The organism is Persicobacter sp. CCB-QB2, from assembly GCF_001274635.1.
In the GTDB taxonomy this organism is placed as follows: Bacteria; Bacteroidota; Bacteroidia; order Cytophagales; family Cyclobacteriaceae; genus Persicobacter; species Persicobacter diffluens.
Window position 1 is genome coordinate 3,163,305 of sequence record NZ_LBGV01000001.1, and the last position, 22,410, is coordinate 3,185,714.

The 22,410-nt window shown below is 42.2% G+C and carries 18 protein-coding genes; 12 read left to right on the forward strand and 6 right to left on the reverse strand.

All coding sequences use genetic code 11. From position 1 onward, the window contains the following. Nucleotides 1–62 precede the first annotated feature (62 nt). From prfA to NG22_RS13975, 7 genes are all read left to right on the forward strand, one after another. Entirely contained in the window at nucleotides 63–1,133 is a 1,071-nt protein-coding gene (gene prfA, locus NG22_RS13945) for a peptide chain release factor 1 (protein WP_053406286.1), read from the forward strand. Between the two features lie 195 nt (nucleotides 1,134–1,328). Further along, complete coding sequence (locus tag NG22_RS13950; RefSeq protein ID WP_157601108.1) at nucleotides 1,329–2,540, forward strand: hypothetical protein; 1,212 nt, start codon at nucleotides 1,329–1,331, stop codon at nucleotides 2,538–2,540. 91 nt (nucleotides 2,541–2,631) lie between these two features. Further along, nucleotides 2,632–3,264, forward strand: a complete 633-nt coding sequence (locus NG22_RS13955) for a hemolysin III family protein (RefSeq protein WP_053406288.1) — start codon at nucleotides 2,632–2,634, stop codon at nucleotides 3,262–3,264. Between the two features lie 94 nt (nucleotides 3,265–3,358). Next, nucleotides 3,359–3,964, forward strand: a complete 606-nt coding sequence (locus tag NG22_RS13960) for a sigma-70 family RNA polymerase sigma factor (RefSeq protein ID WP_053406289.1) — start codon at nucleotides 3,359–3,361, stop codon at nucleotides 3,962–3,964. Nucleotides 3,965–4,064: 100 nt separating this feature from the next. Further along, nucleotides 4,065–4,799 (forward strand): acyl-CoA desaturase, encoded by a 735-nt coding sequence (locus NG22_RS13965; protein ID WP_053406290.1) that lies wholly within the window; start codon nucleotides 4,065–4,067, stop codon nucleotides 4,797–4,799. 101 nt (nucleotides 4,800–4,900) lie between these two features. Further along, nucleotides 4,901–5,938 (forward strand): RluA family pseudouridine synthase, encoded by a 1,038-nt coding sequence (locus tag NG22_RS13970; protein WP_053406291.1) that lies wholly within the window; start codon nucleotides 4,901–4,903, stop codon nucleotides 5,936–5,938. 104 nt (nucleotides 5,939–6,042) lie between these two features. Beyond that, the gene (locus tag NG22_RS13975) at nucleotides 6,043–6,789 is read left to right on the forward strand and encodes an SDR family NAD(P)-dependent oxidoreductase (protein ID WP_216597648.1); all 747 of its coding nucleotides are present in this window, start codon (nucleotides 6,043–6,045) and stop codon (nucleotides 6,787–6,789) included. 533 nt (nucleotides 6,790–7,322) lie between these two features. Here NG22_RS13975 and NG22_RS13980 read toward each other — a convergent pair. After that, on the reverse strand, nucleotides 7,323–7,952 hold the full coding sequence (locus NG22_RS13980) for a hypothetical protein (RefSeq protein ID WP_157601110.1): 630 nt from the start codon (nucleotides 7,950–7,952) through the stop codon (nucleotides 7,323–7,325). A 312-nt stretch (nucleotides 7,953–8,264) separates the two neighbouring features. Between NG22_RS13980 and yfcE the strand changes: the two genes are divergently transcribed. Next, the gene (gene yfcE, locus NG22_RS13985; protein WP_053406973.1) at nucleotides 8,265–8,813 is read left to right on the forward strand and encodes a phosphodiesterase; all 549 of its coding nucleotides are present in this window, start codon (nucleotides 8,265–8,267) and stop codon (nucleotides 8,811–8,813) included. Nucleotides 8,814–9,218: 405 nt separating this feature from the next. On the opposite strand, the gene NG22_RS13990 is transcribed toward yfcE, so the two are convergent. Next, entirely contained in the window at nucleotides 9,219–10,880 is a 1,662-nt protein-coding gene (locus NG22_RS13990) for an OstA-like protein (RefSeq protein ID WP_082305086.1), read from the reverse strand. A gap of 156 nt (nucleotides 10,881–11,036) precedes the next feature. On the opposite strand from NG22_RS13990, the gene tilS reads away from it, so the two are divergent. The 4 genes from tilS (at nucleotide 11,037) to NG22_RS14010 (ending at nucleotide 16,124) form a co-directional block, all read left to right on the forward strand. Continuing rightward, nucleotides 11,037–12,377: a tRNA lysidine(34) synthetase TilS gene (gene tilS, locus NG22_RS13995; RefSeq protein ID WP_053406295.1), complete on the forward strand. Its 1,341-nt coding sequence runs from the start codon at nucleotides 11,037–11,039 to the stop codon at nucleotides 12,375–12,377. Then, nucleotides 12,361–12,876, forward strand: a complete 516-nt coding sequence (locus NG22_RS14000; RefSeq protein WP_053406296.1) for a Crp/Fnr family transcriptional regulator — start codon at nucleotides 12,361–12,363, stop codon at nucleotides 12,874–12,876. The genes tilS and NG22_RS14000 overlap by 17 nt, the downstream gene beginning before the upstream one ends. Before the next feature lie 333 nt (nucleotides 12,877–13,209). After that, nucleotides 13,210–14,835, forward strand: coding sequence for an adenine deaminase (gene ade / locus NG22_RS14005; RefSeq protein WP_053406297.1), 1,626 nt, complete (start codon nucleotides 13,210–13,212; stop codon nucleotides 14,833–14,835). Between the two features lie 272 nt (nucleotides 14,836–15,107). Then, nucleotides 15,108–16,124 (forward strand): hypothetical protein, encoded by a 1,017-nt coding sequence (locus NG22_RS14010; protein WP_053406298.1) that lies wholly within the window; start codon nucleotides 15,108–15,110, stop codon nucleotides 16,122–16,124. A 377-nt stretch (nucleotides 16,125–16,501) separates the two neighbouring features. Here the strand turns inward: NG22_RS14010 and NG22_RS14015 are convergent, their stop codons facing one another. The 4 genes from NG22_RS14015 to NG22_RS14030 form a co-directional block, all read right to left on the reverse strand. Further along, the gene (locus NG22_RS14015; protein WP_053406299.1) at nucleotides 16,502–17,716 is read right to left on the reverse strand and encodes an ectonucleotide pyrophosphatase/phosphodiesterase; all 1,215 of its coding nucleotides are present in this window, start codon (nucleotides 17,714–17,716) and stop codon (nucleotides 16,502–16,504) included. A gap of 749 nt (nucleotides 17,717–18,465) precedes the next feature. Further along, nucleotides 18,466–19,944 (reverse strand): glycine--tRNA ligase, encoded by a 1,479-nt coding sequence (locus NG22_RS14020; RefSeq protein WP_053406300.1) that lies wholly within the window; start codon nucleotides 19,942–19,944, stop codon nucleotides 18,466–18,468. 438 nt (nucleotides 19,945–20,382) lie between these two features. After that, nucleotides 20,383–21,144: an FkbM family methyltransferase gene (locus NG22_RS14025; protein WP_082305087.1), complete on the reverse strand. Its 762-nt coding sequence runs from the start codon at nucleotides 21,142–21,144 to the stop codon at nucleotides 20,383–20,385. Then, nucleotides 21,141–22,400: a cation:proton antiporter gene (locus tag NG22_RS14030; RefSeq protein ID WP_053406302.1), complete on the reverse strand. Its 1,260-nt coding sequence runs from the start codon at nucleotides 22,398–22,400 to the stop codon at nucleotides 21,141–21,143. Before NG22_RS14030 ends, NG22_RS14025 begins: the two co-directional genes overlap by 4 nt. Nucleotides 22,401–22,410 lie beyond the last annotated feature (10 nt).

Consider the following 22,410-nt stretch of genomic DNA (forward strand, 5'->3'; position numbering starts at 1 on the left):
TAAGTTGAGAAGGAATTAATTCACGGTTTTATTAAATTGCGAACTAATAAGCGAAAAAAATTATGACAGATAAACTCGAGGCAATAAAAGCTCGCTACGAGGAAGTTGGGCAACTTTTAGTTCAGCCTGACATTGCTTCTGATATGAAACAATTCACCAAGCTCACCAAAGAATTCAAGGATTTGGAAAAGGTGGTGAATAAATACGAAGAATACCAGAACGTTCAAAAAGGAATAGAGGATGCCAAAAGCATTTTAGCCACTGAAAAAGACGAAGATTATCGTGAAATGGCTAAAATGGAATTGGATGAACTGGAACCTCAGATTAGTCCATTGGAAGAGGAGTTAAAAGAACTGCTGATCCCTAAAGACCCTAATGATTCCAAAGATGGTATTTTGGAAATTCGCGCAGGAACCGGTGGAGATGAAGCCTCTATCTTTGCTGGAGATTTATTCCGAATGTACCAGAGATTCGCGGAGAAACAGGGCTGGAAATTCTCGGTAATGAGTGCCACAGAAGGTACGGTAGGTGGTTTTAAAGAAATTATTGCCTCCGTTTCCGGTGAGGATGTTTACGGTAAACTGAAATTTGAATCCGGTGTTCACCGTGTTCAGCGTGTTCCGGCCACTGAAACCCAGGGAAGAGTACATACTTCTGCTGCTACGGTGGCGATGATGCCTGAGGCCGAAGATGTGGACTTTGAGCTGAATTTGAAGGATATCAAAAAAGATACCTTCCGAGCTTCCGGCGCAGGAGGGCAGCACGTCAACAAAACAGAATCAGCTGTTCGATTAACGCACCTTCCCACCAACACAGTGGTAGAGTGTCAGGATGGCCGTTCTCAGCACGCCAACTACGATAAAGCGCTTACCGTTTTGCGTTCACGTCTGTATGAAGCAGAACTGAAAAAACACAATGATGCCATTTCCGAGCATCGTAAATCGCTGGTAGGTTCCGGTGACCGCTCGGACAAAATCCGTACTTACAACTACCCGCAAAGTAGAGTGACGGATCACCGTATCGGATATTCCTCTCATAACCTTCCTGCCATTATGGATGGTGATATTGGCGATATCGTTGAACAATTACGTATTGCTGAAAATGCAGATAAAATGAAAGCAGGAGAGGAGTAATCCCTGCATTTTTCCCCAAGCAAGCTTATGCGAAATCTTTTTTTATTATTTTTCTTGGTCATTTTTGCGTGGGCTTGCTTGCCCCGGGAAGAACCCATATCTACAAACCCAGCCCTCAAGCTGAATTTTTCCACAGACAGCTTAAAGTTTGACACCCTTCTTAGCGGACAGGTTAGCGCCGCAAAAAGATTATGGGTGTACAATCGGCACAATGAGTCTGTCAACATCAGTCAAATCCGACTTGCCGGAGGAACAAGCTCCCCTTACAAGGTCATCATTAATGGAAAAGAAGAACCAGCCATTAACGAAGAGCTGTTAATGGCACAGGACAGCCTGCTAATAATAGTGGAATACTTTGCTCAGGAAACGGACTTTGACCAGCCCTTCGAACAAAAGGACAGTCTGATTTTCCTAACCAATGGCAATGAGCAGGAGGTGAAACTACAAGCCTTTAGTCAGGATGTTTATGTGTTGGGAAAATTAACCCTCCAATCTGACTCTGTTTTCTCCAACAACCGTCCGTATTTGCTGACCGACACCCTGACTATTGACGCAAATGCGACCGTCTTTTTAAGGGAGGGAACGCAAATCCTGGCACAGAAAAAATCTGCCATCCTGGTGTTCGGTGGATTAATAAGCACCGGAAATGTAGAAAAACCAGTCATTATCCGGAATGAAAAAATGAATATTGAGGCTCCTAATCAATGGGAGGGCGTATATCTTGAACAACCCGGGGGAGAAGTGCGCTTTGAATATACGCAGATCAAAAATGCTCACATCGGCCTTTGCATGCAACATTCTAATCGCCCGCTGATCCTGCGAAATGTAGAACTCATCAACCATTACAGCCATGGCCTGCTGCTAAATGATGCAGATGTACAAGCGGAAAACAGCATCATCGCAAAAGTGGGAGGACCACTTATTGGGGTGGTAATGGGCGCCAACATTCAAGCCAATCACCTGACCCTTTCTACTGCCGGAACAGGACTTATTCGCAGAAAACCGGCCCTGGATTTGCGCATAGAACCTGAATCAGAAGAATTACCGGTGGATCCTAATGCGCAACGCCCATTGGAAGTGCATATCATCAACTCTATCATTTGGGGAGCCAGCAGCCAAACGGATGAAATCCATATTGATGAACAGGCACAAACTGTTCATCTGGAATACAATCTACTTCGCACTGATCAGGATTTTGGAGACACCAATAATTACAACCGGTATACCGCTCAGGAATTATTTCAGGACATCAGTACCGATAACTATAAACTATTGGAAGATAGCCCACAGATAGATTTTGGGATCCCTTCCAATGTCAACAAAGATATTTTAGACCGGGACCGGGACGAACTTCCGGATATTGGCGCATTCGAATTTATTCCGGAGGCGGACCTCCCCACCGAATAATTGGACATTAGATAAAGGGAAAATAATTTAAAAGCACCCAAAAACTCACACAACTTATTATTTTTCAATCGGTTAATATCAATAACCGAATATGAAAAAATCTAACAAACAAACTATTGGAGAAGAACAGGCCAATTACCTCACCCATGGGGTAGGGCTCTTATTAAGCAGTTATGGCTTCGGAATGCTATTACATAAAGCCTGGCACGTTGCTGACCCCTGGTATTTGGCCGGATTCACCATTTATGGTATTTGCCTGATCGCCGTTTATATTTCCTCCACCCTATATCATTGGGTTTCCCGTCCGAGCCTAAAAAGGAAGTTACAAATCATCGACCATTGTGCCATCTTTTTAATGATCGCCGGAACTTACACCCCTATACTATTAATTACCCTAAAACGGCACGGAGGGCCCTATTTTTTAGTTTTCTTATGGATAGTGGCCCTGCTGGGCATAATATTAAAATTTAAATATACCGGAAAGTACCAAAAGCTCAGCACAGCCTCCTATCTTGCCATGGGCTGGATGGCCATTATCTTCCTTAAACCACTCTATTTACTCATTCCAAGTCAGGGATTATGGCTTTTGATGGCCGGTGGAGGCCTATACAGCCTGGGCACCATTTTTTTCCATTGGGAAAAATTACCTTATGCCCATTCCGTTTGGCACCTTTTTGTAGTGGCAGGAAGTTTATGTCATTTTTTAGTGATTTTAGAGCTATAGGCCACAGAGTTTCCTTTAAAATGGAAAAAAATCTTTCATGACCTCTCGCTCATTCCATTTGATTCGATTAAAATTAAAGTATCTTTGTCGCAAGATGGAACTGACACAAAGCATTATTACATACCGCCCGTTACTATTTAAAGTAGCCATGGAAATCCTTGACGACCTGAAAGATGCCGAGGATGTGGTTCAGGAAACCCTGATCAAATGGACGAATATGGATCGCTCGAAGGTAGCCAACCCTAAGGCCTATCTTGTGCGAGCGGTAACCAATGCCTGCCTGAATTTCAAAAAGCAGTGGCGCCACAAAATGGAAATGCCCTGGAGCGTAAACATGTCAGAGTTTCTTCCCAGCACAAAGGAGATGGAGGATTTCAAAGCAGATATTGACCATCAACTCCACAGCGCTTACCAAACCATGGTGAAAAAACTCAGTCCTTTAGAGCGGGGCCCTTATATGCTTCGGGAATTTTTTGATTTGGAATACCCGGAGATCTCGGAAATCTTTGAAAAGAAAATGGATCACTGTCGTCAACTGGTTTCCAGAGCCAAACAACGACTGGAAGATCAAAAAGAGCGATTTCAAATTGAGGCTCAGCAAGCCAAAAAAGGCTATGAGCATTTTCTAAAAGCCAGCAGAGAAGGTAATTTGGAAGACTTTATCAATTTTCTGAAAGAGGATACCCAAAAGGAGAAATAAACGTTTTTAATTTTTATTTAATTTTATCAGCTATTTTTGTCACAGATAGTTATGGTGGATTGTCTTGTATGATACAACACAATCAAACTAGCCATAACCCATGATTATCATTCTGTTTTTTATATTCAGCTGGTACTTTTCCCTATTTTTCCAGACCTTCTTTCTGCACCGCTATGCAGCACATAAGACTTTTTCCATGTCTCGAACTACGGAAAAAGTTTTCTTCATTCTTACCTGGATCGGTCAGGGGTCCAGTTACCTTTCTCCCTATGCTTATGGCGTCTTGCACCGAATGCACCACGCTTATGCAGACACCGAGCATGATCCACATTCGCCCATTTACGATAAGAATTTATTTTACATGATGTTCCGCACTAAGAAGATCTTCACCGATATTCTTTACAGCAGAACCCCTGTGGAAGCACGGTTTACCCGCGGAGTGCCGGAGTGGAAAAAATTCGATCTGTTTGCCTCCAGCTGGCCTTCCCGCCTAATGTGGGGCGTAATCTATCTCATAATATATCTTTTGTTCGCAGATAATATCTGGCTTTGGTTACTTTTCCCTATTCAGTGCCTGATGGCACCGGTACATGGCGTCATCATTAACTGGTTTGCGCACAAATACGGCTACCGTAACTTTGAGGTGTCCGACACTTCCAAAAATTTACTGCCGGTAGACTTCCTGATGATGGGCGAGTCTTACCACAATAACCATCATTCGCAGGGACATAAACCTAACTTCGGCGTTAAATGGTGGGAAATCGACCCCACCTTTATCATCATCAAAATGTTGGACCGACTAAAAATTATTAAACTCAGAAAATCAGCGATTTAACTACACCATACATAAGGGAGCAGCATTAGGTGCTCCCTATTTTTTGGTCTCTTTGGACTTTCCAGTTAAGGCCACTACCTTTGCGGTTGAAATTCAAGAATATGAGTGAAGAAACAACAGGCTTTTTCGACGAGGAAAACGAGGAATTATATGAACATCACCGCATAGTGGCGGATCCCAAGCAAACTTTAGTGCGCTTGGACAAATTTCTGATGGATAAACTGCCCAGTACGAGCAGAAGTAAACTTCAGAAAGCGATAAAAGATGGCTTTGTAAAGGTTAATGAGCAGACGATAAAGCCGAACTATAAAGTTCACCCAAATGATATTGTGGTTGTGGCGCTTCCGGAGCCTCCGAATGAGTCGGAAGTAATTCCGGAGGATATCCCACTGAATATTGTTTATGAAGATGAACATTTATTGGTGGTAAATAAAGAAGCCGGAATGGTGGTTCACCCCGCGCATCAAAACTGGAACGGCACTTTGGTCAACGCATTAGCTTACCATTTTCAGAATCTTCCGGAAATGGAGGGCAATACCGGTCGCCCCGGTTTAGTGCACCGTATTGATAAAGATACCAGCGGCTTGTTGGTGATTGCCAAAACAGAAAAGGCCATGAGTGGCCTGGCCAAACAATTCTTTGACCACTCCATAGAAAGAACCTACCTAGCTTTAGTCTGGGGAGAACCTAAGGAAAGTGAAGGGACCATTAATGTGCATCTGGGCAGATCTTTCAAGGACCGTCGCGTAGTAGATGCCTTTCCGGAGGGAGATATTGGCCGCCATGCCATTACGCATTATAAAGTTATTCAGCCCCTGCGGTATGTTTCGCTGATTCAATGTAATTTGGAGACCGGAAGAACCCACCAGATCCGGGCACATATGAAGTATCTGGGACACCCACTTTTCAGTGATACTATGTATGGTGGCGATAAAATCCTAAAAGGAACTTCTTTTTCCAAGTATAAGCAATTTGTGGATAATTGCTTCAAAGTAATGCCACGCCAGGCGCTTCATGCGAAATCTTTGGGATTTGAACACCCCGTGACCAAAGAATGGATGCAATTTGAATGTGACCTACCAGAGGATTTTGCCAGCGTTATTGAAAAATGGGAGCAATACGTTCAGTACAACGACTAGTCGAAATAATTTAAAAGCGGAGCAAATCCGCTTTTTTTTATCCCAATACCCAACATTTTACCTAAATTTCCGGACAAAGAATTCTTAATTGAAAAGTACCCAACATCATGAAAAAAATAGCCTTTATCACTGGTGCTACTTCCGGCATTGGAAAAGCAACCGCTGAAGCCCTTGCCCCATATTTTAAATTGATTTTATGTGGCCGAAGAGCTGATCGTTTAGCAGCAATATCCGATGCGATGCCTACCGAAACCAGGACGCTATGTTTTGATGTACGTAACCAAAGTGAAGTATTTGATGCCATTAATAGCCTGAGCCCGGAGTGGAGAAAAATTGACCTTTTAATTAATAATGCCGGAAATGCTCATGGCCTGGATCTCATTCACGAAGGGAGTCTGGAAGATTTCGATGCTATGATAGACATAAATGTTAAAGGACTAATCTACGTTTCCAAGGCCATCGTTCCGGAAATGGTGGAAAGAAATTGCGGGCATATTATAAATATCAGTTCCATTGCAGGCAAGGAAGTATACCCCAAAGGAGGTGTTTATTGCGCCTCCAAACATGCCGTAACCGCCCTTAGCGATGGCATGCGCATGGAACTCAACCCTTATAATATTAAAGTGGGGAATGTGTGCCCGGGAGCAGTAGACACTGAATTTTCAGCGGTAAGATTTAAAGGAGACCTTGAAAAAGCAGCCAAAGTCTATGAGGGCTATGAACCATTGGTCGCCCAGGATATCGCTGAAGTTATTGCTTTTATGGCGCTTCGGCCAGATCACGTGAACATTGCAGATATTACCATTTTACCCAAAGCCCAGGGAAGCGCTACCATTTTCAATCGGAAATAAGCAGCGGATGCAATAGGCTAGGGTTGATTTGGATGAAACCAAAATCTGCGATAAAAATCCTTATAAGGCATGTCATAATAGCGGTCTTTGAGCGACTCAATTATCGACAGTTCATTAACCCGGATTATTCATGCTTTACTCCTCTTTTAGCTGCAAGTCGGGAAAAAAGAAGGAATTTTTCCTGTTTCGAGTTTTTTCCAAGGAGGCAGATGGATGAGGAGAAAGTAAGCTTGCCCAAAAAGGAGCTATTAAACATTCGGCAAAACCAATCATAAAATATTGCTATCAAGCTACCTACGAAAACCTACTAAGTGGAGCCGTGAATAATTCGACTTAGCTTTTTATCCCAAATAAAAAAAGGCCGCCCTGCATCGGACGGCCACAATCATAGGATCATTAGGATTTTTACTACCAGGCTCACCAAAACTTTGGACTGAAAAGTCATTTATGGTGCGCCCTCATACCGGCAGCTTTTGGGTTTTTGTTTGATTATTGATGATCGATTAGCGATCTGGTTAAGGTTAAGGTAATGCTTATGCTACAAAGTAAATCGCGCAAATCAACAGCGCACTGATGGCCGACCAGCCCGCAAGACAAGTATTAAAGCCATCACTTCCCTGAATTAATTCATGCTTTATCTGCTTTGTGTTTTGGTCACCTACATTCCCGGAAACTTTAAGAAAATTATACTGACGTTTTTTTCCCGGTACTTCAGGTCCTGCCTCAAATCCAAAATAATTGATTTCAGAATGAGTCAGACTCTCTAGTAAAGAAGAATAATTATCTAAATTTCGACGATTCACTTCAATGGTTTTACCATTTTCCAAATAGAAAATCACCGTATGTAATTCAAAATATTTTGTTGGAGTAGTGGAATAACTATACCCACGAATATCACTATATGCTAACAATTCCTTGCGACCAATCACAAATGGCCTGGAAAATTCTATCCCTTCTTCTCTGAAAGCCAAACGAAGAGGCTGTCTCAGAAAGTAATACACCATAGGGAGAAAAAGTAAAATTAATGCTGATCCGAAAGACTGATCAACGCCATTCGAAAGATGAGTGATACCATATCCCACAATGGCAATAATAATCAATACCTGAAATGCAGACATTAATTGAAAAAGAGACCAACGGTGAAATAACTTTGACTCGAACATTATTATAAAAATTGGTGGTAAATTGGTTATTGCAGCCGCAAACATATAAGGACTTATGAGAATAAGCAAATAATTTCAGAGTCGCCCTCATTTTCTCAACTGACAAAAATCATCTTTTGAGGATTGTTTATTGAATAATTCACATTAAATGAGGAGAAACACTAAAAGATTATTCCCTTTTTCCGGAAATTGCTAGCGAAAAAAAAATTCCATTTTTTTGTAAAAAAATAATTGGATTTCAAACAGTTAGGCCGCCAAGCCATTATATCCACCTCTAAAGAAAAGAATTCACTTATTTCAAACGCATCAAATATGAAAATCATCTTCATTTCCGACATTCATGGTTCTGCCACCTTTTTAGAAAAAGCACTTGCAGTAGTGGAATCTGAAAAACCGGATCAAATAATATTAGTGGGAGACGCCATGTACCACGGCCCCAGAAATCCCTTACCTGAAGGCTATGCACCCGCAAAAGTAGCCAGCCTGCTGAATAATTATAAAGACCGGATCATTGCCGTAAGAGGCAATTGCGACAGTGAAGTGGACCAGATGTTATTAGAATTTCCGATGATGGGAGATTATGCGGTATACCAGGCCGAAGGCATTTACTTCTACATCACCCATGGGCATTTAGCCAGTCCGGAACAGGCTCCGGCCCTTAAAGCAGGAAGCATTTTCGTCTCAGGGCACACCCACATTCCGGTTGCCACTAAAGAAAAAGGCCTATATTTCTTCAATCCGGGTTCTATTGCTTTACCAAAAGGAGGTTTTGCCCCTAGCTATGGCATTTTTGATCAAAACCAACTTATCGTGAAAGATTTTGAAGGAAATGTGATAAAATCAGTAGAAATCGAAAAATAAGTCCTTTATAATACAAGTCCTTGTGTGAATTTCTTTAGCGGTCGAAAAAATAAAACTAAAAGGCCTACTCTCCCAGGAGTCAATATTTTAAAAAAAATAAAGCTAATTGATCCGCATTACTCTCCATTGGTCAGAAAAACACCTCCTTCCATTCCTTGTGCTAAACTGGAAAGGAAGTATTTCCGGAGCACAAAACTACCTTAAACCGCCTATTTCATTGTAATTGGATGTAAAACATACAAATATTCAATTGTTGAATTATTGCACCAAAATAACTTGATATTATTATATTTTTTGACTTACTTGGATGCAGTCAATATAGGTTAATTTCCTTCAAAACGGAGGACAAATGGGATTATGGATAGGGCTGTCAGTCGACAGCCCTTTTTCTTTATTCTTTTTTGCTTATTGCTCCATCGGAATCGTCTGCATCTCCTCCCCTTTAGGGATTTCTTTTTCCAAAGATTCCTTTTCCTCCAGATTTAACAAAATTGGAGTGGCCGGCTTTTCAATGCCGAGGCTATCCAGCATTAAGCTATCTATTTTCGCCAGACGGGGAGCCAATACATCCGCCTTAGTCGGTTTTTCTTCTATCCGCCAATTGAAGCCACTTAACTTTTCTATCTCCGGCTCTATAGTATGTGGCGGATAAAAACTAGCCTCGGGCTGTACATAAAAACGGACATTAACCGGCTCATTGTCTTCAAAAAAGATCTTCATATTGGAGCAAAGCGTGTGGTTCAGCCCATGTAAGGTATTGTCTTGCTTCAGCGCATAATAGTTACTTTCACTATTCCCGTTCACATCCACCATGGAGATATTTTGCCCTTCAAAATAAGCAATCATTTCCCGTCCCTTGATCTGATTATAGTTCTTGAGAGTATCCTCCATGATGATAAAAGAGTTCCGCTTCAGAAACATCTTATCCAGTGTGTTATTCGCCATTAATAGGGAAATCGAATCCGCTTCTATCTGATTGGTATTCTGTGCCCAAAGCAAGGGATCTTCATAAAGGTAAATCATGGAATCGGCCATATCATAACAAAGGGAATCCGCTATTCCCTGCAGGTCGGATTTCCAGATCAGCACATCGTGATAAGCCAACATTTTATTCTCTTGCTGCGCCTCATTATCAATGGCTACCAGGGTATCGGCGCTCATATAAAAGGTATCCGCCTCCATCAACTTCTTCATTACCGGACTACCCCACACTTTGGTATAGCCGGTGGCCTTATCATAATAGGCCTCTTCCCCAGTCACGATGACGCTATCTTTTTTGGAAAGCATAAACACATTTCCAATCACCGAATAGGAATCCGTCCCCCGGTTATATTTCATATCATCGCCGGTCACTAAATAAGAATCGGTTTCTACCTGCCCTTCTTCTACATAAGATTCCTCACTGCTGGCATCATAAATCATCCCGTGGTCAGTCTCCAGCGTCATTCCATCTTTGGAAGTACTCTTGGTAAAGCCAAAAGTAATGGCCTCCTTGGTAATGGTATTATACACCAAAGAGTCCGTTTCCATGATATAATCCGGATTAGTTAACACTACATTTCCCACGAAAATCATCTTATTCTGATTCGGATAATAGGTTCCCCGGTCAGAATCCAAATTATTCTGCCCATCCACGATATTTCCGCCATTGAAATAATGAGCACTTTTGGAGGAAGTATTATAATCCAGGAAATCAGTATACAGAATCATATCTCCATCCGTATAAACCACCTCTTCTCTCAACCGGGCCAATCGTTCCTGTGTCCGGTATACCAATTTTTTGGAGGTAATATTAATGGAATCATTCTCTACAATGCGGACCTTTCCATAGCATTCCATTTCCCCTTCCTTGCGGTAATAATAGGCGGAATCCGCATAGATTATGGCATCCCGTTTTTTGAATCGAAAAACCACATTATCAATCAATTTTTGATAACGAATATTGCCTCTACGCCCATTGTAAAGGTTCTCCGCATCATAATCCACTTTTTCCTTTTTATTCTGCGCCATGGACGGCAGGCTTAGGCCCAGCATCAATACCGAAAACGCAAGCAGTATAATTCGCATTATCTATTGTTTTACGATTGCTTAATAATTAAGCATAAGAGTCGACATTTGGCAGGAAGTGGCCAGACAAAAATGTCCGAATGAACCAATCCTCCTGTAATTTTGGTAAATTCACTCAAATTTAATAATTCCCCACGCTAATTCGACAATATTCTAATGAAGCTTAAGGCCTTTTTAGCGCATATTCACAATCACTTTCCGCATCTTACTACCACCAAAAGCCTTCTTGCCGTAAGTGGAGGAATGGATTCTATGGTGCTGGCCACCTTGTGCTTAAAGGCTAAAATACCTTTCATCCTGGCACATTGTAATTTTCAGCTGAGAGGATCATCGTCTGATTTGGATGAATTATTGGTACGCAAATGGGCCGAGGAACATCAAGTTCCACTTTATTGTAGAAGCTTCCATACCATGGCTGAGGCAAAAGAAAGGGGGCAATCCATTGAAATGGTGGCCCGCCAACTCCGGTATGAATGGTTTGAAGAATTAATGAAAAGCCAAAATTGTGATCAACTCTTAACCGCCCACCATTTGAATGATCAGCTGGAGACCTTCCTTTTCAATATGGCCAAAGGCTGTGGAATTCGTGGGTTAAAAGGGATGCCCGAACAACATGATCGATTGGCCCGACCGCTTTTACAATTCAGTCGGAAGGACATTTTAGCCTATGCAAAAATGGAAGGCATTCCATTTCGGGAAGATGAAAGTAACCAGGACACCCAATATCACCGGAATAAAATCCGACAAAACATCATTCCTGAACTCAAAAAAATTAACCCTGAACTGGAGCACACTTTCAGGAACAGTCAGGCTAGGATTGCAGCTGCGGATCGGCAATTGCAACATTGGGTAAATTCCCATTTGGAAAATCATGGCGACTGGAAACAACAATTATTCTATTTGCCCACCTCCCGGGTTTTTTCCCAAAAAGAACCCACCTTATACCTGGAGCTGTGGCTAAGGGAATATGGATTTAACTACCAGCAGGTGCTACAAATAGCAGAAGGCCATGGCGAGAATAGTGGCAGCTTATTTGAATCCGGGGACTTCGCACTCCAAGTGGACCGGGGAAATTTTATTTTGGGACAAAAACCACAGGCTCCGCCTGCTCAAATCATTGAAAATAGCAGGCAAACCCTTAACCTCCACCAATTCCAATGGCAGTCGGATACGTTTAATGTGAAGGATTTTCAGCTTGAAAAAAATCCTTTGATCGGGGCATTTGATCTAGATCTGCTCCAATTTCCTTTAAAGCTGAGACCCTGGAAACTGGGAGATAAATTTCGCCCCCTCGGAATGAAAGGAAAAAAGAAAGTCAGTGATTTTTTGATTGATCAAAAAATACCGATTTTATTAAAAGCTCAAACCATGGTATTGGAAAGTCAGGGAGAAATCGTCTGGCTGGTAGGATACCGCCCCGATGATCGATTCAAAATTGGCCCAAAAACAAAAAACATCTGGAGAATAGAATTGAAGCAAAATGAAATCACTTTTTAAAAAACCATATGACCCTGAGGATATCGTCTTGTTCGACTTTTTGCAAAATTGCCCTTTACTGTCGGAACTGACCTATCAGGAACTTTCGGAGATCAAACCCTTGCTTTATGAACGAGAGTTCCAAATGGACGAGGCGGTATATTTCCGCAATGACCCCAGCCAGGTGCTCTATATCATCAAAAGCGGAGAGGTCACGATGTCCATTGATATTGAAGGCAACTTTGAAGAGCTGGGAAGGCTGGGGCCCTTTAGTGCTTTTGGCAAAAATGCGATCTTGCCCAATACCCAACGCACCCACAATGCACTGATCACGAGCAAATCCGCCGAAATTTATGCGATCTCCGGAGGAAGTCTTCAGGACCTTTTCGAAAAGAATCCGGAAATAGAAAATAAAATGTTGCGCTCCTTATCCATTTATTATAATGATTATATGAAGCGACTATTTCAGGCCTATAAAAAATCGAAGGCCTTTTTTGAGTTGAAGGAAGTATATCAATAATCCCTTTAGCCGGATTATTCCTGCTTAAATCCTTCTGTAGCTGCAGGGCGGAAAAATAAAGGGATTTTACTTATTTCATTTTTTTCCAACGATGCAGATGAAGGAGGGGAAAGCAAGCTTGCCCAAATTGGGGCCAGTAATAAATCAGTAAACATAACCTCATCGAACGGAAAACAACCGTCTTAAGACCAACTACTATATATTACGGTGAATAATTCGGGTGTACCTTATCGACACTACAAAAGCAGTGTATTCCATAAATTCTTGTTGCTACTTTTGTAGAAGAGAAAATCCTGCTTTGCTTAATTAATACTCCAGAGAAGCAAATTGCTTATGAAAATTATAAGAGGACAGCTGGTAGATTTACACCAAAAGAAAATTTACCCGGCGGAGATCAAGATCAAAAAAAATAAAATCGCCTCCATCCAAAAAGTAAAGGATGCTCCGGCTCATTACATAATGCCCGGCTTTGTGGATGCCCATATTCATATAGAAAGTTCCATGCTGGTGCCTTCGGAATTTGCCCGACTAGCCGTGGTGCACGGAACGGTGGGAACTGTATCGGATCCCCATGAAATTGCCAACGTGATGGGCATTATGGGCATCCGATTCATGGTCAATAATGCCCAGCATGTCAATTTCAAATTCAATTTCGGTGCCCCTCCCTGTGTGCCGGCGACCAGCTTTGAAACTGCAGGAGCCATCATCAGTCCCGAAGATATTGAAACCCTTTTCCGAAAGGACGGCCTGAAATATTTGGCCGAAATGATGAACTGGCCCGGCGTACTTCAAAAGGAGGAGGACGTAATGGCTAAAATAAAAATTGCTCAAAAATATAACCGTCCGGTGGACGGACACGCCCCGGGCCTGAAGGGGGAAGATGCGGCTAATTATGCGGCGGCGGGCATTAGCACGGATCATGAATGTTTCACCGCAGAGGAAGCGCTGGACAAACTCAAGGCCGGCATGAAAATCCAAATCAGGGAAGGAAGTGCTGCCAAAAATTTTGAAGCTTTAATTGGCCTCCTTGCTGATTATCCGGAACAAATCATGTTTTGTTGCGATGACAAACATCCCGACGAATTAGTGGAAAATCACCTGGACGATCACGTGAAACGGGCACTGGCTAAGGGACATGATTTATTCCAGGTACTCAGAGCGGCCAGCTACAATACCGTCAAGCATTACGGGCTGGATATTGGCCTTTTGCAAGAAGGAGATCCCGCAGATTTCATTTTAGTAGACAATCTGGACGATTTCAACATTCAACAAACCTTCATTGAAGGGGAATGCGTGGCAGAAAATGGCGTCACTTTGATGAAATCCACTGCCTGCACCCCAATTAATAATTTTTCCTGCACAGAAAAAAAGCCGGAAGACTTTCAGATAAAGGCCGAAGGCTCAAAAGTAAAAGTCATTGAAGCGCTGGAAGGGCAACTCATCACCAATCCTTTGACCCTGGAGGCCAAAATCGAAGATGGTCTGGTCGTCAGTGATCCGGATCGCGATATCCTGAAAATGGTGGTGGTCAATCGTTACAAAAAAGCGGAAGTGGCCAAAGGCTTCGTCAAAAATTTTGGTTTGAAATCGGGTGCCATCGCCTCCTCCGTAGCGCATGATTCCCACAACATCATTGCCGTAGGCATTGATGATCATTCACTTGCTGAAGCGGTCAATTATATTATTGAACACAAGGGAGGCGTTTGCGCCTTTGATGAGGAGGAACGCGCCATCGTACCCTTACCGGTTGCCGGCTTAATGTCGACCAGCAATGGTTATGAAATCGCGCAAAAGTATACGGCCGTAGATCAAATGGTGAAAAGAATGGGAGGAAAATTAAACTCTCCCTTTATGACCCTTTCCTTCATGGCTTTACTGGTCATTCCCTCCTTAAAGCTAAGTGATTTAGGATTATTTGATGCAGATAAATTCACATTTTGCAAGCTGCTAACTGATTAAAATGCGCATCTAACCTTTAAAAAAGCCAATTAAAATATACTTATACTCATTTTTTAAGGTAATTATTTACGACTCTATGCTTTGGTTAATTGGATCTTAATCTTATATTTACAGTGTTATAAGAATAACGGCTCCAAAAACTTAACCAATAATAATCTTATCAACACCAACTTCTTCATCAATCTCTATGCCTTTGGATTAATGTTCCAAAGGCATTTTTTTAACGCAAATTTTTTCATTCCGTATAGTTAAACATACTAACGAATGCTATAATGAAGAAAATTTCCCTTCTGATTTTGCCTCTTGTGCTGTTTTTTGCTTGTTCAAATGACGATGAGGGCACGCCCATCGTGGTCGCAACTGGTGAAATTATAAGTTTGGAAAACCCAAACGGATCCAGCTTTGACATTGAATATTCCACCGATGGGGAAGGAGATTTTGTACTCAAGGTTTATCTCTCTTTACCGGGGGAAGGAGTCCCGGTCTTATTTTCGGAAACATTGACAGCAGGAAACCAAAGGAAAACCATCATTAATGCCAACATCAAAGAGGCAACCAATTATTTCTGTCAGATAGAGGCGACCTCTTCTTCCGGTCAGGTATCCGTTTCCAATGTGGAAAGTATCACTACCCTTGCCAATGATTTCACCATCTTCCTGAATAAAATAGATGAACAAAGTTTCGAAATTAATTTTGATGATACCCCACCTGTAGTAGTAAACCCTTATTTCTCCTTCGATGGGCAAAGTTTTATTCCTTATACTACCTACCAAATCACATCAGCAAAGATCCATACCGGGCAAAGCATGTTTTTTAAATACATCACCGGTCAGGGACAGGAGAGTAATATTATCATCATTGATGAAAATGATTTTGACCGACTGACGGCCATATCCGATAAGACCGAACAGAATATCACCACTAACGATTTCACTGCCGTTCTTGAGCTTTTGGAGGATAATCAAACCCTTATTCAGGTGGATGCTGAAGGCGACAAATCTTTTTCCTTACAAATAAGTGCGGAGGATAGCGACTTACAGGATTTATTGGGTTCCGATGAATTTGAAGTATTTGTCTCCAATGCCTCCAACAAGCTATCCGGTTCCTTTACCGATGGAGTAAATTCCTATGTAGTAGAGACCAGCGGCTTATTTCCAAATGATTTTCGAATAGTGAATAGTGAAGAAAAAATCACCTTCAGCGCTATTATCGCCCTAAAAAATGAAAATCAAAATGATGATGTTTTATTCTATGAGCAGTTGACCTTTGCCGTCAATAAAGTAGATTAGAAGCTATTGTAAAGCCGCTCCAACTCCCTTCCTGTTAGTTATTATGGTCAACGAGGGAGGGGCTTTCTAGTCAAATGCTCCTAATCTCATCCAATGTAAGTCCGATTAGGCCTTAAAACGGCGAATACTGTGGATCAAAAAAAATCGCTATCCCCTCCGGAATAGCGATTTTTATTTTCATCCTGCTTATGTCCTCTTTTAACTGCAGGGCGGGAAAAATGAAGAAATTTTTCCTATTTCGAGTTTTTTCCAAGAAAACAAATGAATCAGGAGCAAGCAAGCTTCCCCCAAATTGGGCAATTTAGCAATCAGCATACCTACTCAAGATAAAATGACAAGCATTCCCAAAGAGCGTGTTTATAGTTAATCAATCCGGTCTAGGGCTGCTGTAAAGTAGGGGCTAAAACCTCGAACTCCCCATCTATTGTTTCCGGACATTCCAGATTTAATAAATGCGCCATTAATGGGTACAGGTGAATATTTTCAAAAGCTTCAATTTCCAGCCTGTTTTGAAAGGAAGGTCCCTGGGCATAAAAAATCGCATGCATATTCTGCTCCGCGGGGTCAAAGCCATGGGCTCCCGTCGAAAAAGACTTACCTGCTTCCACGAATAAATAAGGGATTTGTGCATCCAGCCATACTTCCGGTACGGCATTATGGGTATAATGCCATCTTTCTGGAGCAGACTCCTTTCTGATCACTTTAAACCTGCCATCCGCTTTTTGGGTCAATTCTTTTTCCAGCAACTCTACATCAGCACCTTCCTTTGGATAAAGCAACACCTGCGATCCCCCAGCATTCACCACTTCAAAATTGGAATAGTCCGTCATCGATCGATAATCAATGCCTTCCTCTATTTTTTGCATGCCGTGGTCAGACACCACAATAATATTGGCCTCCACCTGCAGCTGCTTTAATCCATCCAACAGCGCGCCCAATTGCGCATCCACCTGTGCTACCGCTGCAGCCGCTTCTTCAGAATCAGGTCCAAAGTTATGCCCACTCTTATCGGGCTCATGGAAATAAAGCGTGATAAAATCTGGTCTTTCCTCTTTTGATAATTGTGTCCAGGACAAAATCTTTTCTACCCTTTTCTCAAAAGGAATAGACTCATCATAAGGAAAAAAATAAGAGGGAAGGGTTCCGTGTTGAGGGACGTCAGATCCGGGCCAGAAGAAACAAGCGGCCTTTTTGCCCTGATCTTCCACTAATTTCCAAAAAGGAGTTCCCCCATACCAGCGGGGATTATTTCTTTCCTCCGCCTTTCCTAATGCATAAACAGCATCATATTCGGGAGAATAAAAAACATTATGAATTAAGCCATTATGCCCGGGATACATGCCCGTGATGATGGCCCAATGGTTTGGAAACGTTTTGGAAGGATAAGAAGGAATCATACTCTTGGCCTTCACTCCTTCCTTTGAAAACTGAGCCAAATGGGGTGGGGCATACTTTTCCGTATAGTCGAATCGGTAGCCATCCAGTGAAATCAAAATAAGAGGATGATAGGCTTCCTCGGTGCTGGGCTGCATTTTCTTTCCACAGGAGCATAAAACCATTCCTGTCAGAAAGAATATCCATAGTCTTTTCATATACTGATCATTATCCCACAAAAATAAATGGAGAAATCCGATAGTGAATCATTCAAAGCACAAAGAATTATTATCATTTCATTAAGAGGAATTCAAACCATTTTTTTTTGATTCTAATCCCGCAGAAAGCGAAATCATTTGATCATTATGAGAAAAGTGCAAAATTAATCGATTGAACAGAGTTTTAGTATTCAAAAGGCATAACGCTTATCGTTTAATGAGAAAAACAGGTCAATTAGCTCAAAAACAAGCGTCCAAATTTCAAAACGGAACTGTAAATAATAGACAGTTCCCATCTTCAATAAAATAGCGGGAGTAAAACGACAAGACTTCCAAAAATTTCAAAGTTATTTTTTTATCACTCTAAAATTGATCGACACCTAACATTTACTCCCCAATTGTTCCAAAACAAAAAAAACCTGACGGTGGACTGCTTCCGTCAGGTCTCTGTAGAAAATTTTGTGGAATGGTTTAAATATCTTACTTGAAGAAAATTCTTTTTTATCGAATGTCTGACATTATGAACTAGCATATTCCTTTGTAGGTTTCAGACATCATTAACTTTTTTTTAATTTACAATTAATCCTCAGCCAAATACAATAATTGCCGCTCTTTTTATTATTGACATTATCAATATACCAATTGACTTTATCATTTAAGCGTGATATTCATCCGCTTATTTTTATATTCAAACAGGCAAAAAAAAAGCGGAACTTATAAGCTCCGCTTTTTTCATTATTGATAATTACTTACTTGTCTTCCAACTCACGGAAAATTTTAGAGATAGAAACTGCTTCCCCAATCACTTTTCTAAGGTCTGCAATCGCTACACGCTCCTGTTCCATGGTATCACGATGACGGATAGTAACCGTTTTATCTTCCAAAGTCTGGTGATCTACCGCAATACAGAAAGGTGTACCAATCAAATCCTGACGGGTATAACGCTTACCAATGGACTGCTGCTCTTCATACACCAAGTTGAAATCATATTTCAAATCGTCGAAGATTTCTTTCGCTACTTCCGGCAAACCATCTTTCTTCGTTAATGGGAAGATCGCCGCTTTTACCGGAGCCAAAGCCGGGTGGAATTTCAAATAAGTACGTTTTTTCGCCTTATCGCCTTCGCCCACCATTTCCTCTGTATAAGCATTGAACATGGTCATCAGGAACAAACGATCCGCTCCGATGGAAGTCTCCACTACATAAGGGATGTAGTTTTTATTGATTTCCGTATCGAAGTACTGTTGTTTCTTCTTAGAGAATTCCTGGTGCTGAGAAAGGTCAAAGTCCGTACGAGAGTGAATACCCTCTACCTCTTTGAAACCGAATGGGAATTTATATTCAATATCCGCTGCAGCATTAGCATAGTGCGCCAATTTCTCATGGTCATGGAAACGAAGCTTTTCTTGTGGTACCCCCAATACTTTGTGCCACTTCATGCGGCTTTCTTTCCACTTCTCGTACCACTCCATTTCTTCGCCCGGACGAACGAAAAATTGCATCTCCATTTGCTCAAACTCACGCATACGGAAGATAAACTGACGCGCGACGATCTCATTACGGAAAGCTTTACCAATCTGTGCAATACCGAAAGGCACTTTCATACGAGCCGTTTTCTGAACGTTCAGGAAGTTGACGAAAATACCCTGAGCCGTTTCCGGACGAAGGTAAACCGTGCTTGACTCATCTGCCACAGAACCAATCTGGGTAGAGAACATCAGGTTAAACTGACGAACTTCCGTCCAGTTAGTGGTGCCCGAAATTGGGCAGGCAATCCCATTATCAATGATCAACTGGCGAACACCTTCCAAATCTTCCGCATCCAAAAGACGCGCCAACTCCTGCTCCAAAGCTTTACCTTCAGCGGCTTTGCCTTCTTCTTCCAACCTGGCAGCATACTCCTCCACCAAAACATCCGCACGGTAACGCTTTTTGGAATCCTTATTATCGATCATAGGATCATTGAAAGAATCCACGTGACCTGAGGCTTTCCAAGTAGTAGGGTGCATGAAAATGGAAGCATCAATCCCGACAACATTGGAATTCAGGCGCGTCATGGACTGCCACCAAACATCTTTCAGATTTTTCTTCAATTCCACCCCGTAGGCTCCATAATCATATACTGCCTGAAGGCCGTCATAAATTTCTGAAGAAGGATAAACAAAACCATACTCTTTCGCATGTGAGATGATATCCTTTAAGGCGCTGTGTTCTTCTTGTTTTGCCATGTTGGAAAAATAATATATTGAATCTTAGTATCGAATCTAAACCCCCTGAAGCATTGTGATAATGCCATCAAAAGAGGGGTATTATTACTAGCCTGCAAATATAAGGAATTTGAATTTGGCAAGGGGCTAAAGCCGTGAGATTCTTATTCATGCCTTGGAATTTGATGCAAAAGCCCCCCAAAGACCGGCATGAACTTCACGTGAATGATGCATCCTTTAATCCTCGTATAGCTACGAGGTGGAAAAAATGATGGAATAGTTTCCTATTTCGAGTTTTTTCCAACGAAGCAGATGAATGAGGAGCAAGCAAACACAGCCCGTACTGGGCAATTAATCATTGAAGGAATAATCAAAACAGTTAGAGCATAAATTCCCCGTATACCTTAACCAAACCTATCAAAGCAAAATTCGGCTTAAAGCTTAATCCGCTAATTCCTCTTAGGCCCTCAAAAGTGTGGAATTAAAAAACTCATCCATATGCACCAGCTGGTAGCCTTTGTCTAGCCATTGCTGGATATGCTCCCTGATGCGCTTAAGGTAATGTTCATCCTGAGGGTGGTTCACCTCATCAAACTCCACACATAAAATACGCGGATAGATCTCTTTCTTCAGCAAGTCTTCCATCACCTTGTATTCGGCACCTTCAATGTCAATCTTCAAAAGGTCAATCTGCTGATGACCCAGTTGTTTCATCAAATCATCTACGGCATACACCTGCGCTTCGAAAAAGTCTGCTGTTTTTTGCAGGTTCACCGCAGAATGCGAAACATGAGAAGGATCTGCCGGCATGTAAAATTTCAAAACCTCTTCCTGATTCCATAAACCCCAGGGGTGAAATTGCCATTTGTTCAAAAGGGCAGCATCGGTGGGATAAAATGTTCCCGTCTCATGGGGCAGCTCCAATGCCCGCGCCTCCTGCAAGGCATTTTGTAATGCTTCGAAATGTGCGATGGCTCTTGGGGTCGGGTCAAAGGTGTGCACCTGACAGCCATAAGTCTGGCTCAGGGCAGCATCAAAGGAAATATCCTCACCGGCTCCCGCCAAATAACACACTGCATGCTCATCCAAAATCCCTTTTGGAATATACCAATGGCAGCTTTTTGACCCCAGCGCCTCCACCGGTAGTCGGGTAAAATCAAAAAAACGGCCTAGTTTCCACCAGGCCTTTAATTTCATATATCGGTCAATTATAATACTCATTCTGAATCTTTCTTAGCCTGTGCTCCCAGCTGGATACACATTTTCAATAATGGAGCAGAAATAATGATGGTTACCAATACCATGATCACAATCGCCACAAAAAGCTGATTTTCGATCAAACCGGCCTGCAAGGCAATTGCCCCCAGAATCACCTCTAATGTTCCATGGGTATTCATTCCAAAGCCTATGGCCAGGGAATCATGCTTGCTTAAACCACTAATTTTCGCTCCTCCGTATCCACCGATCACTTTACCTACAAAGGCGGTAATGATCAATACCACCACTAAAGGGAAATTAAAACTTTCGATAAAGTTGACATGCAATCCAATGGACACAAAGAATAATGGTGCAAAGATATTATTTATAAAATGGTGTACAATCTCCTTCGCTCTTTCCGATAAGTGCACCGAATCTCCCAGCGCAATTCCCACAATGAAAGAGCCGAAAATGGCATGAATACCGATCCACTCTGTAAAAGCAGCCGCCAGAAAGCAAAGCGCCATCGACAGGGACAACAAGCCCCCGGGCCATGCCAGGCGGGCATTGATCCAGGGCAGTATTTTATTGATCAGCGCCCGGCCAATCGTCAGCATTGCCAGCGTGAAGCCCATGGTCAGCCCAATCGTTTCCCCCAAGCCCATATGGCCATTTTCAGAGCCCATCATCGACAATATGACGGTAAATATCAACCAGCCCAGAATATCAATAATCATGGCTGAAGCAATAATCAGCATCCCCGTCCGGGTTTTGAAGATATTGAGGTCCATGAGAATCCGGGCAATAACGGGCAAGGCCGTAATGGAAAGGGTCGTTCCTATGAAAAGCGCAAATACCAAATGATTGCGGTCATCGGTCAATCCGTAAAATTCCGGCGCCATAAATGGGCCGATAAATCCCAGAATAAAGGGAATGATTAATGCAGACAAACTGATATTGGCCGCCTTCTTTCCCTGCTCTATCACCAGATCCAGCTCCACCTCCAGGCCGGCGATAAAGAGCAACAGCACTACGGCAATCTGGAAAAAGCCATCCAGCACAATCGCTGAGGAACCACTGGTAGGGAATAAAGTCCCCCACAATTCCGGCGCCAGTCGGCCAAAGAGGGTAGGCCCTAAAAGCACCCCGGCCATTATTTCTCCTACTACTGCAGGCTGCTTTAGCCGGCGCATTACTTCGGCCAACAACCGCGCCACTCCCAAAATTATGGCCAGCTGCAGTAATAGGTTGATTACTTCACTATGATTTAATTTCTCCATGAAAAGGCAT